Raw genomic sequence first — 14,269 nt, 5'->3', positions numbered from 1 at the left:
GCAAAGCTTCGCGGGCGGTGAGCGGTCCCTCAGCCTCGCGCAAGGCGAGCACGGTGAGGCTGTGCTGGGCGACGCTAAGCGGCAGGTCCCATTTGGAATAGCCGCCCCAACGATAGGTGCGCGAGAGCCCGATCGCGAGGTCCTCGTCGGTCCAGGCATCGGGTTGCGGGTCGAGGAGATCGAGCCGCCCGCCCGACTTGAGGAGGATGACGGCGCGCGGCAGCGCAGCGCCTGAGGGCGACGCTTGCTCGCTGACCTGTGGAAAAGAACCATAGCTGTCTTTTGGAATGCCCATTTGGTCCTTCAGTTGGTTGAGCGGTTCGAAGTTGGTGAAGTTCGGGAGTTTCATGGCGCTGTGCTTTGTTGGGTTTGTTGTTTGAGGACGTCGTTCCAGTCGCCGGACTCGATCGGCGGCCTCAGTCGCGAGAAGGCGACACCGGCTTTGGCTGCGATTGCTTTGTGTTGGGCGGCGTAGCGGTCGCCGGCGGGATTGGCGTCGGTGGCGCTGAAAAAAGCCGAGTTGGCCATCCCAGCCATCCCGGCGAGGAGCCGCTCGATCGCTCCGATGGTCGCCGGTCCCATGCCGCCGCCAGTCGCGGCGTAGAGCGTGCCGGGGCTGAAATTTTCGAAAGCGGCGAGGCTCATGGCGTCGATCGGAGCCTCGGTCACGACGAGGCGGCTGAACGGCGGGGATGCGCCTGTAAAACGAAACAGTGTTTTTGCGCCGCCCGTAAGGGATCCTTTGTAGCCGGGGCCGCGGATCTCGACGTGGGTCACGCTTCCTGCGTCGTCGCGGTGGGCGAACCAGGCGCTCGCGTAGGGGCCCTCGCGCACCACGTCCGCCCCGATAGCAGCCTCGAGCATGCGGGCTGGGAGCCGACGGTCCAGGTTGAGATAGCGCCAGGCCGGCGAGCCGCGCCTGAGGCGGGGGCGTCGCCTCCATCTCGCGGCAATTGGAGAGGTTTGAGCGGTCTTGCGCCGTGGGTGGTTATCTTCGGCAAATGTCGGGCGCAGGCCGATGAACTCCCGCAGGAGTTTGCGGGCCTGACCGAAGTTCAGGCTCGGATCGAAATGCTGAACGAGGTCGAAGACGTCGCCCTTCGCTTCACTGCCTGGGTCCCACCATCCTCTGCCCTCGTGGTTGACGATAATGATCTCGCCGGCGCCGCGACGGCATTTCAGGCAGTTCTTAGTGCTCTCCGGCCAGTCGAGCCGCCATGGCGGCGGGAGGCGTTCCAAAAGCGCGGCGCAGTTCACCTCCTCGCGGAGCTTCTCGATTTCTGGATCATGTTTGGTCAATTTCCTGCGCTCCTGTTCGCTGTTCGCGGGCAGGACGGCGGGGTCTTTCTCCTCCTCCGTATTCTTGCCCCGATGCCACTGGCCGACCGCGAGGCGGTCGTGTTGCAAGGGCGCGCGGTACGCGCGGGAGCCTGCGACGAATCCTTGTCAGCGCGGCCGTCGCTAGCGGTAGCCATGTGAATCTCTTTCTTTCGCCATTCCCTCCATTCGTGATGGCCCCCCGCGCGAACGCGAAATCATTTGGCGGGGCGTGACGTCGGCGGTAGACGGGATTTTGATTCTGCCACGCGCCGGCGACCCGGCGGCCGATCGCGACCGATCGTGGTTCGCCGATGCCAGGCACCGATCTGTTCGGAAATTGGATTGCGCGCGTGGCGTTCGGCCGGACTAAGCGCAAGGGACGCACGACTTTGCGCGAATTTGCCTCGGACGAATTGGTTAGGGCGTTCGGAAGAGGCCTTCGCTCCCGTCGCGCTGCTATCCGGTGATTTTGTGTTCGCGCGGAGTTGTGATTTTACCAGCAGTCGTCACGGCAGGGTAGCCATCGCCCGGGACCCCCGAGAGGAGGCTTGCGGCTGATGAGGACGCCGCTGATTTTCAAATGGTTGAGGATTGTCCGCTCCAGAGCCGTCTTGTCGTCGAGCATGAGCCGCCGTCCCCCGCCACGACAAAGCTTGGTGTCCCGGAGCGCCATGACGATGTCCCAGGCAAAATCGAACCGGTCTGGGCCCGGATCGGAAGACGGTGCCTCGTTAACGGCCATGTCCTATTTTGAGATAGAACAAAAATAGCAGATGGTCCCTTTGCGCCGGTGCGGTTGAATTGCGCTATCGAGCACCAGCCTGGATTATTTCTCTTGGAAGCGACTATCTCGGAATGGGACGGTGTCGGCCGGCACAAAGTTTCCGAATCTGCCTTTATGGCCTTGGCGGACGACCTGGAGAACGCCGTTGATCTAATGTCTCGGCGGACCGCGAGGTGGGCGCGGTGCAAGGGTGCGCGGTGCGCGCGGGAGCAAGCGACGAACCCTTGTCGGCGCGGCTGTCGCTAGCGGTAGCGTTATTCAGGAGCAAACATTTTTGTCCGCTGGATCAGGATGCGTCGCGATCCAGATGACGTGCCGCGCTCCGCCACGCGCTCCGTTGGCGCGCACCCGGACCTCATCTACGCCGAAACCGATCTTGCGAAGCCGTTGGGTAAAATTCCTATCTGGTCCCGACGACCATACCGCCAGTACGCCGCCGGGACGCAGCGCCGCGCAGGCGGCGCTCAGTCCTTCCATATCGTATAGCCCATCATTGGCTTTGCGGGTCAGACCCTCGGGGCCGTTATCGACATCGAGTAAGATCGCATCGTAGGCCGACCGATTGGACCGTATCAACCGGCCGACATCCGATTCCAGGATGCTTACGCGCGGATCCGTCAGGCTGTTGTGGAAAATCGCCGCCATAGGACCGCGGGCCCATGCCAAGACGGCCGGCGCCAATTCGGCGACGATGATGCGGGCCTCGGCGCCAAGTGCGGCAATCGCGGCGCGGAGCGTGAAGCCCATGCCGAGCCCGCCGATCAGTATCCGCGGCCGCTCGCGGGCGCGAATTCTTCCGCAAGAAAGCGTGGCGAGCGCCTCCTCGGATCCGCTGAGACGGCTGTTCATCAGTTCAGTATGACCCAACCTGATGGAGAATTCGGCGCCACGCCGCATAAGGCGGAGTTCGCCGCCTCCACCAGGTATTTGCGCCGTATCGAGCAGGGACCAGGGAATCACTGATAACTCGTCAGCCCGTTGCGAAGCATTTAGCGCGACAGCATGCACTGGCTCAAAAGCGTGCGCTTGTCACTAAGGAATCGATCCACGGCGCCAGTGTCGCCGTCGCCGCTCCAGACCACCGATGGACATCAAATCGGACCCTCTGAACGTCAGAGGTGGGGCATGCGCGTCAATTGCTGAAGAGGCGAAGTGTGCCTTAACAAGAACGGACTTGCCCTCGCCCAAGTTTAGCCCAATCCTCACTGGCGACCATTTCCTGCGTGTCCGCGAGCAAACAAAATCATAAGGCATCACTCGAAAGCGGTGCCGTGCGCAGCGCAACAGTCAAAAGGGCTGCCTAAATAGGGTTGGTAAATTAGTGAAGGTGCTTCTTTGAGCAACCGAGGAACCGCCAACGTCGATTGAACGTTACGCCCAAACAAAGCTCACGCTTGCGATTCACCGAACATCTGGAGACGAGGATAAATGCACTTTCACGAGGCGGTATCGGCGTTCGCGGTCATCGCGGCACTCGCGTTTATTGGCGCCGCGCCTGCACATGCGGCCGCAAGTTCGAGACATGTCGGCGCTCATCGCGCCTATGTCAAGAATACAAGTGTCGCATTTGTAGGCGTGAGATCCGCTGCTGGTCGAGTGCGCGGCCGGATTACGACCTTTGGTCGGTCTCCGCGTTTCGTCGACCTAGTCGGCGATAGAGACAGCGGATTTGGCTTCTATCCATTGCCTCTGCGGTATCGTATTGGCGCATGGCGTGAGCGGCAACGTCGCGCGATACGGTCCGCCAACGCCATTCGTTTCGCTATAGCCAGCACGGCCATTTACGACTATGCATACGCGGGTGGCTACGGCTACGGTTATCACCACGGAATCTTCAACCCCATTGATGGTTACGGCACTCCCTTTTTCCCAGGCTATTATGGCGGCGCGGAGGAGCCCTATGAGGACCGAGGTCCGTTTGGGAGGCCATACAATTGACGGGTGCGATCGAGCCGGCTCCCCGGAGCTCCCGCTTTGACGCTCTGCTATTACCTCACCATCGTTCGTTGGCCGAACCTCTTGCGGAACTCTAACGACTTCTGCTTGCCAGCGGCTTAGGAATGCGCAAATTTACGCGGTTAAGAGCCCTGCGCAGGGTCCCGGGAGAGTAAATCTCCGGCCCACGGCGTATTGGCCGGGCAACGCGGGGGGCGACTGCCATGGCGATATCCCAGGCGAATCCGAAATGGATGGCTTCACTGGGAGATGCTTGGGGATCGTTGTCAGCCATGTCTAATTTATATACAAAGCACAAACCGACGACGGCCAATGCAAACCTCCAATTGAGCCCCTCGTTGCGATCAAGGCCAACCTCCTCGACGTTGACTGGACTGTCGTGAGAGCGGCACTGGATCATGACATGGCCGATGCGGCCGTCGCAGCGCTACCGCTGAAGTGGTTTAGTCGATTGAACCGCCGCCAACATTCGTCACTATCTGTCTGACGGCCGGCAACGTATTGCAGATTGGAAGCAAAATTCAGATGCCGATGCTGAGCAAATTTGCGGGTTGAACCCAACATGACTCTGAATCCTCAGCATCTAGAAGAAATCGCAGACCGAACTCTGGAACATTACAATCAGCGGGCCGAAGCGTTCTGGCAAGGCACGCGCGAGCACGATGTCACGGAGAACATTGCAGCAATGCTGCAATATATCGAAGGTAGCCACCATTTCACGGTGCTTGATTTTGGCTGTGGGCCAGGGCGCGACCTCAAAGTCTTTAGCGAACTTGGCCACATCGCGATCGGCTTGGAAGGAGCCACGAACTTTGCCGCCATGGCGCGCTCCCACAGCGGCTGCGATGTGTGGCAGCAAGATTTTCTCAAACTTGATCTGCCTGATAGGCATTTCGACGGCATCTTCGCCAACGCGACGCTTTTCCATGTGCCCAGCCAGGAATTGCCGCGCGTGTTGCTGGAATTGCATGCGTGTCTAAAGCCGAGCGGAGTTCTGTTCAGCTCTATTCCACACGGTCATAATCAGGAGGGCTGGAGCGCCGGGCGCTATGGCGTATATCATGATCCAGAGACTTGGCGCAGCTATGTGTCCGCAGCGGGCTTTATTGAACTAATTCACTATTTCCGTCCCACCGGACTCCCGCGCGAAAGACAACCTTGGCTGGCAAGCGTCTGGCGTCGACAAGAACAAGAGTAGTATTCGCAAATTTTTTTACGACTTAGTTCAGCCGCCCGAGCGAAGGCTGGGAGGCTTCCTTGTTGATGAACGCCGCAATCGGGCTCGCCTGATGGTGAATCAGTCGCCAGTCTCCACCGATGCGTCTGAACCAGTTGGTTGCGACGAGGGTCATCCCGCCGACGATTTCGGTGCAAAATACACGACCTTCGCTTCCCGAAACCATGGCGAGACCGTCTCGATAATCAATTGCCGCTTGCAGGGGACTGCCCAAAATATCGCGATAGGACTGCAAGACTGCTTGCCGGCCGATCAACGCCGGCCATCCAGGGTGGACGCAGGAGACATCGTCATCCGCCCAGACTAACGACATCCGGGCCAAATCAGCTGCGCCAAACCCATGATAATATGCGGCATTCGCCGCCAGAATTGCATCTTCGTCGGTCATTGTTCCGCACGGCGCCCCAATCGGTCGCGGAAATCAATCGAGGCTCGTCCGCGACCTTAAGGCCGAGACGGCTGCGACGAGCTCCGGCATAAACGTGGAAAATAAGGCATCGACAGCCAGGCCGAAACGCTAAATCGAGATCAAGGTCTTATGAGCTTCCTCCAGCCGTCGGACAAGATCGCGGAAAGTGGCGGCGCCTTTATGATAGACGCCTTGCAAGCCGTCCTTCGAAGACCCGATCGGCGGTTGAGAGGAACCGCACGAGTCGATCGATTGCGGCGTTCGGATCCCCTGACGGCAGTTCGCCGGGATGGTTGCCAAAGTAAAATCCATTTTACCACAGAAGCGCAATCGCGCGCGCACCGCGCGGGGGATAAACGCGGGTCCACCAAAAACTTCTGGTCCGTAGCGCACGTCGACGAGCGCGGGGCCCGTGGGAGCGCCCATCAGGCCAGCGAGAGAAATCGAGGCATATGCAGCTATGTGGCGTCCTTGGCTAAAGAAGCTGGACGCGATGCTTGGGTATCTCGCCTCGTGGGGAGATCGTAATCCCCATGGCCGCAATGAAATAGAAGCCGCGCTGCGCTGTCAATCCCGGTATCGCCATCGTCAAGAGTGTTTCTTGTGGGTCACTTGCGCGCCATGGCAGCGGCTCCTCAATCTATTTCTGCTTCCCGCGAAAACATCTGCTCAAAATCATCGTCGCCGAAGCGTCCAGGCTTTCAAGGCTTGGGCTGAGGTCTCTGGTGGGGTCACCACAGCGCGAGGCCAAGCTGAAATCGGCTTTGGCGCAACCTCGTTTCATTAAAGTGACGGCGCCACAGAGTGGCTGCCGCCGGGGCCTGAGCGTCTACTCCGGCGGCGTGATCGTGAGAGGGCCTTCATAGGAGAAAGCTTGCCGAAACCGGGTCGCCTTGCCGCCGCAGGCGCCCTCGAAGCGCAGCAGCGAGGGAAGCCCGGCGGCGCTGATGCGCAGCAGCAACCGGCCCTGACAGGACGCGCCATTCGTCCAGGCCATCCCGCCTTCGATGCTGCTGCCGCCATCCGGTCCGGGCTGCTCTATCGCGTCGGTCAGACCTTCACGGAACATCTCCGCCATGGATGGGATGAGGCCGGCGGTCTGGGGCGCCGGCGATTTCTGCCACCCCGCCGCGGTGCGCAGCCACTGCACGCCCTCCACGACGATGAGCTCCAGCCCGCCCTGACCAGGGTTTTTCAGCATGCGAAACCGCCCCGGACGAGCGCGGTCGATGTAATAGATATCGGCGACGCCGCCGCGCTCAATGAAAAAGCGCACCCGCTCGATCGGCTCCGCCTCCTCGGCGGCGAGCGCCGCGAACACGGTGTCCATTGGCGAGGCCCGCGCCGCGGACGCCGCGAGCACGACCAGCAGGGCGACAATCGCGCGGATCACGGGAGGTCTCCGGGGGTTGATGACGAAGCGGGGAGCGGGGAGCTGTCCGTCGGCGTGCTCGGCTCGATCGACCCCAGCCCGCCATCGGGCCCGCTGACTTGCGCGCCCGGCGGGGGCCGGTAGCCTTCCTCGTCGGAAAAGTCGTCCTGCTCGGTGGCGTGCGCCTCGTGGCGGTCGGTGCGGCGGGACAGCTTGCGCACGGGCCTTTGTTCAAAGGCGCCGAGCGCGCAGGCGGCCGGGTCCAGCCGACCCTGGAATGCCAGGTCGAACCCATCGACCGGGGCTCCCTTGCATATGGCGGGGTCGCCAGCGTGCAGCGCCGGACTGCCCGCGACAGGAACATAGAAAGCGTCCAGGAACGCTTCCCCCGCCGCGACCTCCGGACATGTAGCGTCGGACGCCAGATTGCTGCTTTGGAAGACCCCGGCAGGGACGCGGACGCAATCCGCGGGCGCGTTATGCGCCAGGATGGCGTTGGCGACGCGGGCCGACGGGTCCTCCAGCAGCAGGCCAGCCGCCGCGTTGTCGGCGATGGTGACATTGACCAGGGTGACCCCGCCACCGGCGATCGCGCCGGCCGGCCCGGCATTGCTGACGATCAGGGCGTTGGAGAGCGTCGCCCGCGCATCGGGCGCCACAGCGAGCGCCGCTCCGCGTCCACCAGCGCGGTTGCCCTTGAACAAGGCGTGGGACAGCCGCAGCATTCCGCCCGAAACGGCGACGGCGCCGCCGGCGCCGCCGGCGGCGTTGCCGATGAAAAGGTCGCCGGTCGAGATCATGCCTCCGGTATGCGCAAGATTGGCGGCGATGGCGCCGCCGCGGGCGCTGCCGTTGGACTCAAACCGGTTATAGCCGAACACAAAAGCGGACGGCGGCAACGATGCGAGCGCGTTGACGACTGCTGCGGACTGCCCGCGCTCGCGCGCCTCCTGCGCCAAGTCGAACAGGTTGATCGCGCCGCTGCCGTTATCGCGGAAGATGTTGCCGCGCAAGGTCACCGTTTGCGGGCCGGCGCGCCCGGCGCGTTGGGACAGAGCCAGCGCCGGTCCGCCGCGCGTCGTCGCAAAGGTCGAATGCCGAATCTCCGTTGGCCCGCTTGCGGCGCCGACCCGAACCGCGCCGGCGGTCTGGCCCGTGAAATCGCAGCGCCGCACCGAGCCGGAGCCCATCAACAACGCCGACCCGTTGCCGGTGAAGCGAGTGCGCTCGATAAACGCCGCGCCGCCGACCACCAGCGCATAGCCGCCAGGATTGCCGACGAATGCGGAGTCCTTCACCGTGGCGCGGCCGCGAATATCGATTGGACCGTCGCTCCCCTCGATCGTGACGCGATCGAGTTCGGCGTCGCCGGACGTGGCGAGGACCGAGCCCGTCAGGCGGCCGAGCCCGACAGCGCCGGGCTGCACTGGTCGCCTGCGCGGCTGGGCGAACCCGCGCAGCGTGATCCGAAGCAGGATCGTGTTCTGCGTCGCGCGCAGCAGTGGCCCGGCCGTACCGTGGCCGTCGAGGGTCACCGAGTCGCCGCCATCGATCCGCGCGCTGCCGGCGAGCGTGTAGCGGCCGGTCACGCGGATCGACGTGCCCGGCGGGCAGGCGAAGCGGATCACCCCGCCAGCGGCCAGAGCCTGAGCGAGATTAACGCCCGCACCGGCCTGAATGTCGGAGGCGCAAGCGGTGACCACGGCGTCCGCGCGCGCCGCTCCCGCGCCCAGCGGCAGCATCAGGGCGGCAAACGTCATCCTTCGCAGAAAAGTCGTCATGGCGTGCGCTTCGGGTTGGACCAGTCGGAGAAGTCGATGGTCACCGGTCCGCCGGGGCCCTTCAGCACGGCGCGGCCGGCGCCGTCGGCGTCAATCGCGTCGCCGGCGGTCGTCCAGGCGGGCGGCGCCACATCGTCGACGGCGCGGATCCTCGGACCCGCCTCGTCGAGGTTGAAGTCGATCCGCCGTCCGGCGGCGGTGACGTAGGAGGCGTCGCCATTCGCGTCCGGATTCAACGCTTCAAGCGGCGCTCGGCGCTCGGCTTGAAATTGGTTGAAGGCGGGATCGGGGGCCGCGCGCAGGACCTCGCCGTCTTGGATCGGGGGCGGCGGGCTCGCTTCGACAACATCCATCACGCCCCATTGACGTCCGTGCACGCAGAAGCTGTCGGGACAGTCGACGATGCGCGCCGCAAGATAGAAGTGCGGCCCGGGTATGGCCGGGAGGCACCCCGCGGAGCTGACGAACCACAGCCCTTCCCCCGGCAGCACTTCACCCTTGGTGCAGTTCTCGAACGCCGCCGAGAGATTTGGCTGGATGCCGCAGGCAAATCCCTCGGCCACGCAGGTATTCGGGGCGCGCTCATGCTGACCGCCGACGCCGTCAAAGCGGAACAGGTCGGCAATCCGCCACGCCGCCACGGTGGGGATGATCGTCGTCGGCATCGCCACGCCGCGGTCCACGCCTTCCGAGAAACCCGAGAGAGTGGCTGTCGGCCCGGTGCGCACGCCGCCGGCGCTGATCGTGAAGGCTGGCGATTGCACGACCTGTTCGATCCCGGTATGCCGGATCGTCTGCATCGACGCGCGGCGCTCGATCGCGGTCGCCAGCACCGGCGACGGCAGGCGATAGGGACTGGTGGCGGCGTTGACCATCTGGGCCATCGCTTCCCTCGATGGACCGCCATTCAGCAGTTGTGTCTGCCCGGCGAGCAGCATCGCGCGGGCCACCTCATGGTCGCCGCCGCGGACGATATTGTAAAGGTCAGCCGGACCGCTGTTTTCTGGCGCGGGGTCGTAGCCATCGTACTCGCTCCGCCGGCGGAATGGCGCGGCGCGTCGGCCACGATTCGACGTAGCGGCGAATTTTGCCTCAGAGAGATCGAGCACGATGCGGGCAGCGGTCGCCATGGCCGCGTCGCCATGCGCGGCGGCGAAGTCATGCAGGTTCAGCACCGCATTCAAACTGTAGCGGGTGTAGGGCCGGGAATTGTATTCTTGGAAATCATGCGCCGCGATGTCCTGCAGGCGGCGCAGCAACCAGCTGCGCACCTCGGCCTGGTCATCGCGAATGTCGTCGACATGGTAGTAGCCCTCGGCCTCCAATCGAGCGATGATGTCGGCGTTGGTCAGGAAACGCGACGTCTCGATCATCAGGCGATGGTTCTCGGTCTCCCGGACGCGAATGTCGGTGTGCGGGAGAATGAGCTCGGTTGGATCCTCGCCGGCGGCGATTAGGAACGGCGCGGCGACCAGCCCCGCGGCGGTGGACACCGCGCTGCCGACAACTCGGAAGAAGGTCACCGCCAGCCACGCGAAGAAGTCGCCGATGCCATCGGCGAGCTCATTGTACCACGCGTGCCGGTCGGCGGTGTCCTCGGGGCTGCCCAGTTCGTCGCCGGCTGGCTCGCCGCATCCGGCGATCACCGAATAGCTGTCGTCGGAGGGCCCGCCGCGCGCCGCGAGCAATGCGCTGTACATGTGGTCGATCGTCGCCGGCGCAAGAATGCCTTGCCCCCGTCCACGCGGACCGCCGAGATAGAGCAGCCGAACAAGCTCGCGGACGTTGACGTCGAACTCGCCTTTGCTCTTCGACAAATGCTCGAGGCAGCGCAGATCGGAGCTGCCGAGCTGCGTCGTCTTTTGCATCGCCAGGATTGCCTCGTTGACCTGGCGCACCATGCAGTCCGGCGCGACGACGAGGTCGATCGAAATCTCGTCCAACTGATCCATTTCGCTGAGCTGCGTTTTCTCCGCGTCGGTCAGCGTGTTTGGCTCATGCAGGCGTTTTGTCTCGTTTGTCTCGCGCGCGCAGGCTGTCGGGCCGGCGGCGCGAAGGGCCCGATCGGCGTCGGCGAATTGCTGCAGCGTGGCGTGAACGAAGCCGCCTTCGGCGTTGCGGGCGCGCGGCCGAACGATGACGCCAGCGCACGGCGCATTGCTATGCGCTTCCGCCTGCGCGCGAATATAGGCAACCTTGCCGATGAGAATCCCCGTCAGATCCTCGCCCTGGCTATCGAAATTGCCGGCCGCCATTTCCGTGCGGATCCGTAGATAGTCGTCCTCGCGGCTGCACGCGTTGGCGGCGATGACCGCGGTCGCCCGCGCCTCGAACCCTGCGGCGGCGGCCGCGGGAGAGGCTGCCGCGGGCGGAAACGGGATCGGCTGCGCTTGGATGGGACGCTCGACGACGAGAGCGAATGCCGCAGCGAGCATCAAACACCGCACGACCGGAAGACTGCCCAACCCGGCCATGCTGATGTCCGTCTCCTGAGGCGCTGCTGCTCCAAGGGCTACAGGAGGAAACCCCAACGGTCAACAAACTAAGCTGTGTGGACAACGCTGATCCGGAGGCGGCGCGCGGTGACGAGAGGGACGAAGCCCAGGAAGCTGCTGGCGGTACGGCCGAAGCGGGCCGCGACGCGGCGGCCGTTCTTGAGACGGCTGATGAACGGCACGATGCGCTTACGTGACGGCGCCCAAAAGCCAAGGGAGAGTTGCGCCTCACCCTACATGACAAGCAAAGACATCATGGACACATCACTCGAACGCATCCCCGCGAAGATCGCCGATCTTCGAATCGCCGAGCGTGAGCTCCAAGCTCTGGAAAAGCTTTCGGCGCGAACGCCAAGACCAGCTCCAGGACGAAAACCAAACCGCAAGCCCAAGGCCTGTGAACCGCCGGAATCAGGCGACCAGGCGGAGGCGCACCAGACCATCGGCGCGGCCATCACTGACGTCTTCGACCAGCAGGGCGCCCTTTCCGTCGGCGAGAGTCGCCGCTCAAATCAAGGCGACCGGCCGGGACATCAACAATCGAGCCGTATCCTTCTCGCTTCAAGGCATGAAAAAGCGCGGCCTCGTCAAAAAGGCGCGGATGGCAAGTGGGCGCTGCCGAAGGCGCGCAGTAGGCGCGCTCCCTCATGATGGCGCGCCCAATGGCGTATGGCCCGCGCCGTCCTGCCCGCGTTTGAGCGTTGAGCGGCGCGCTCGAGAGCCATGAACGAGCGGGCGGGAGCGACCGTCCGTTTCCATCGTTCGAACAGTCGAAGGCGAACAGCGAAGATCCATGAAGGGCGCCCAAACGAGGCGCTCGTCATCCGAACGGGTGGATGCCGGACCGGGAATCTACGGCGCCGCAGGGACGCGCGGGCGCTGGGTTACATGGTTTGGCAGTCGGTACGGGAGGTTTCGTGAATCGGCGGGCGCGCGGAGATGAGTTTCTCCAATGGGTTGTCGGGGACGCCCTTGTGCCAAGTTTGCGTACTGCGTAGGGTCCGAAGATTGAAGCGAATGTTTCGGAGATTTCTGGACCGGAAAGCCCGGGAATGACGGCATTTTCCGGAGGCGGCGGCTCTGAGTTCGTGAATCGAGTCCGCGAAACTCGGCGCACCGACATCCGCGAGCGCATCTGGAGACGCCTACGCGGAACCGTGCAGAATTATTATGGAACCTTAATGCTCTACCTGAGTGATTGACATGGATAATCTCCATTCGCATAATCTATCTTATGGAACCTTATAAGATGAAATGTTGGTCTTTCCATTCGGCCCGGACGTCCGCGGTTCGGATCATGGTTTAGTGCTGCTATAGTCCCGTTTATCGGGTGTGGCTGACGCTGGCCTGATCGCCCGCTTCGACGGCGGATCGAAGGACATCATGAACGACGCTGCTGTGGTTCACCCGCCTGGATTTCTCGCCGATCCGAGCCGCTTTTTGTTCTTCACCGGCAAGGGTGGCGTCGGCAAAACCTCGATCGCTTGCGCCGCCGCCTTAGCGCTCGCTGACGGCGGCAAGTCCGTTCTGCTCGTAAGCACCGATCCCGCATCCAATCTCGACGAGATATTGGACGCGCCTTTGGGCAATCTACCGGTCCCAGTCCCCGGCGCTGAGCGTCTGGATGTCCTCAATATTGACCCCATCGCCGCCGCCGATTCTTATCGCATGCGGGTGCTGGCCCAAATGGGGCCGGAGGCAAGCGACCAAGACCGGGACATGGTTCGGGAACAATTGTCTGGCGCCTGCACGACGGAGATTGCTGCGTTCGACGAATTTGTTGGCCGCTTGGCCGTCGACGATGAGACCCACGATCATATCGTCTTCGACACGGCGCCAACCGGGCATACGCTTCGTCTCCTCAGCCTGCCGAAGGCGTGGAGTGGCTTTCTCGAGGGCAATGATCACGGCGCCTCCTGCCTTGGGCCGCATTCCGGCCTCAAGATGCAAGAGGCTCGGTTCAGGACGGCGATGGCGGCGCTTTCTGATCCGGCATCCACGACCATCATCCTCGTGACGCGACCCGAAATCGGCGCAATCGCCGAGGCGGCGCGAACCTCAGTGGAGTTTCGCGCGCTCGGTCTCTCGAACCAGCGTCTGGTCGTGAACGGCGTGTTCTTGGCCAGCGACCGATCCGATTTGGTGGCTGCGTCGCTGGAAGACCAGGGCAAGCGGGCGCTCGCGGATCTGCCGGAGAACCTTCGGGATCTCCCGCGCGACGATATTCGGCTACGACCTTTCGACATGCTGGGGATAAGGGCCTTGCGCTCACTGATTGGCCAAGCCTCGGCGCCTGCCGCGGCGGCGACGGCCTTTCTAGACGGAAAGTTTGCCAGCGACCTTCCCGCGTTAGATCGCCTAATCGACCGTCTGGCGGCGGATGGAAAGGGCCTCATCATGGTCATGGGGAAGGGCGGCGTCGGCAAGACCACGATCGCCGCGTCGATCGCCCTCGGTCTGGTCCAGCGTGGTCACACTGTGCTTCTCAGCACGACCGATCCCGCGGCCCATCTTGCGATGACGCTCGCGGGAGAGGTTCCCGGTTTGCGCGTCGACAGAATCGACCCCAGGGCGGAGACCGAACGCTACGTCGAGAAAATAATGAAGGATCGTGGTCGTGATCTCGACCCACAGGGGCAGGCTCTGTTGCGCGAGGATTTGCGCTCACCCTGCACCGAAGAGGTCGCCGTCTTCCACGCCTTCTCAAGAATTGTCGCGGAAGCGCGCGGCGCCTTTGTGGTGCTCGACACCGCCCCCACCGGACACAGCTTGCTGCTTATGGACGCAACCGGCGCCTATCATCGACAGATTACGCGTCAGACGGAGTCGCACCCGCCAGCAGGTCGGATCATTACGCCGCTGATGCGCCTCCAGGATCCGGCCTATACGCGCGTGATATTGGTCACTTTGGCGGA

General features: G+C 63.2%; 10 protein-coding genes and 1 pseudogene. 4 read left to right on the top strand and 7 right to left on the bottom strand.

Annotation, left to right across the window (positions count from 1 at the left end):
* The 3 genes and pseudogenes from DL86_RS20585 to DL86_RS14885 all read right to left on the bottom strand — a co-directional run.
* Nucleotides 1–349, bottom strand: a pseudogene (locus DL86_RS20585) (hypothetical protein); the annotation flags it as partial.
* The gene (locus DL86_RS14895; protein ID WP_084572959.1) at nucleotides 346–1,407 is read right to left on the bottom strand and encodes a DUF3991 and TOPRIM domain-containing protein; all 1,062 of its coding nucleotides are present in this window, start codon (nucleotides 1,405–1,407) and stop codon (nucleotides 346–348) included. The pseudogene DL86_RS20585 and the gene DL86_RS14895, both read right to left, overlap by 4 nt.
* Nucleotides 1,408–2,362: 955 nt before the next feature.
* Complete coding sequence (locus DL86_RS14885; RefSeq protein WP_036263095.1) at nucleotides 2,363–3,064, bottom strand: spermidine synthase family protein; 702 nt, start codon at nucleotides 3,062–3,064, stop codon at nucleotides 2,363–2,365.
* Nucleotides 3,065–3,532: 468 nt separating this feature from the next.
* On the opposite strand from DL86_RS14885, the gene DL86_RS14880 reads away from it, so the two are divergent.
* Both DL86_RS14880 and DL86_RS14875 read left to right on the top strand, forming a co-directional pair.
* Nucleotides 3,533–4,042, top strand: coding sequence for a hypothetical protein (locus DL86_RS14880; RefSeq protein WP_036263093.1), 510 nt, complete (start codon nucleotides 3,533–3,535; stop codon nucleotides 4,040–4,042).
* Nucleotides 4,043–4,622: 580 nt separating this feature from the next.
* The gene (locus tag DL86_RS14875; protein ID WP_036263092.1) at nucleotides 4,623–5,258 is read left to right on the top strand and encodes a class I SAM-dependent methyltransferase; all 636 of its coding nucleotides are present in this window, start codon (nucleotides 4,623–4,625) and stop codon (nucleotides 5,256–5,258) included.
* Nucleotides 5,259–5,280: 22 nt separating this feature from the next.
* On the opposite strand, the gene DL86_RS14870 is transcribed toward DL86_RS14875, so the two are convergent.
* The 4 genes from DL86_RS14870 to DL86_RS14850 all read right to left on the bottom strand — a co-directional run bounded on the left by DL86_RS14870 (nucleotide 5,281) and on the right by DL86_RS14850 (nucleotide 11,333).
* Nucleotides 5,281–5,685, bottom strand: coding sequence for a nuclear transport factor 2 family protein (locus tag DL86_RS14870; protein ID WP_036263103.1), 405 nt, complete (start codon nucleotides 5,683–5,685; stop codon nucleotides 5,281–5,283).
* Between the two features lie 850 nt (nucleotides 5,686–6,535).
* Nucleotides 6,536–7,099, bottom strand: coding sequence for a hypothetical protein (locus tag DL86_RS14860; RefSeq protein WP_036263090.1), 564 nt, complete (start codon nucleotides 7,097–7,099; stop codon nucleotides 6,536–6,538).
* A complete protein-coding gene (locus DL86_RS14855) occupies nucleotides 7,096–8,859 on the bottom strand; it encodes a right-handed parallel beta-helix repeat-containing protein (protein WP_036263089.1) in 1,764 nt (587 codons plus the stop codon). The genes DL86_RS14860 and DL86_RS14855 overlap by 4 nt, the downstream gene beginning before the upstream one ends.
* On the bottom strand, nucleotides 8,856–11,333 hold the full coding sequence (locus DL86_RS14850; RefSeq protein ID WP_036263087.1) for a hypothetical protein: 2,478 nt from the start codon (nucleotides 11,331–11,333) through the stop codon (nucleotides 8,856–8,858). The genes DL86_RS14855 and DL86_RS14850 overlap by 4 nt, the downstream gene beginning before the upstream one ends.
* Nucleotides 11,334–11,667: 334 nt before the next feature.
* On the opposite strand from DL86_RS14850, the gene DL86_RS20880 reads away from it, so the two are divergent.
* Both DL86_RS20880 and DL86_RS14840 read left to right on the top strand, forming a co-directional pair.
* A complete protein-coding gene (locus tag DL86_RS20880; protein WP_162180446.1) occupies nucleotides 11,668–12,081 on the top strand; it encodes a winged-helix domain-containing protein in 414 nt (137 codons plus the stop codon).
* Between the two features lie 656 nt (nucleotides 12,082–12,737).
* A partial coding sequence (locus DL86_RS14840; protein WP_156964688.1) for a TRC40/GET3/ArsA family transport-energizing ATPase occupies nucleotides 12,738–14,269 on the top strand: 1,532 nt, incomplete at its 3' end.

Origin of the sequence: Methylocapsa aurea (assembly GCF_000746085.1) — a bacterium.
In the GTDB taxonomy this organism is placed as follows: Bacteria; Pseudomonadota; Alphaproteobacteria; order Rhizobiales; family Beijerinckiaceae; genus Methylocapsa; species Methylocapsa aurea.
This window is presented reverse-complemented; position numbering and strand designations above follow the sequence as displayed.

Excerpts from the sequence above, each read along its gene's own strand:
- DL86_RS14880 (WP_036263093.1), top strand. The coding sequence starts at position 3,533 with ATGCACTTTCACGAGGCGGTATCGGCGTTCGCGGTCATCGCGGCACTC.
- DL86_RS14875 (WP_036263092.1), top strand. The coding sequence starts at position 4,623 with ATGACTCTGAATCCTCAGCATCTAGAAGAAATCGCAGACCGAACTCTG.
- DL86_RS14870 (WP_036263103.1), bottom strand. The coding sequence starts at position 5,685 with ATGACCGACGAAGATGCAATTCTGGCGGCGAATGCCGCATATTATCAT.
- DL86_RS14855 (WP_036263089.1), bottom strand. The coding sequence starts at position 8,859 with ATGACGACTTTTCTGCGAAGGATGACGTTTGCCGCCCTGATGCTGCCG.
- DL86_RS14850 (WP_036263087.1), bottom strand. The coding sequence starts at position 11,333 with ATGGCCGGGTTGGGCAGTCTTCCGGTCGTGCGGTGTTTGATGCTCGCT.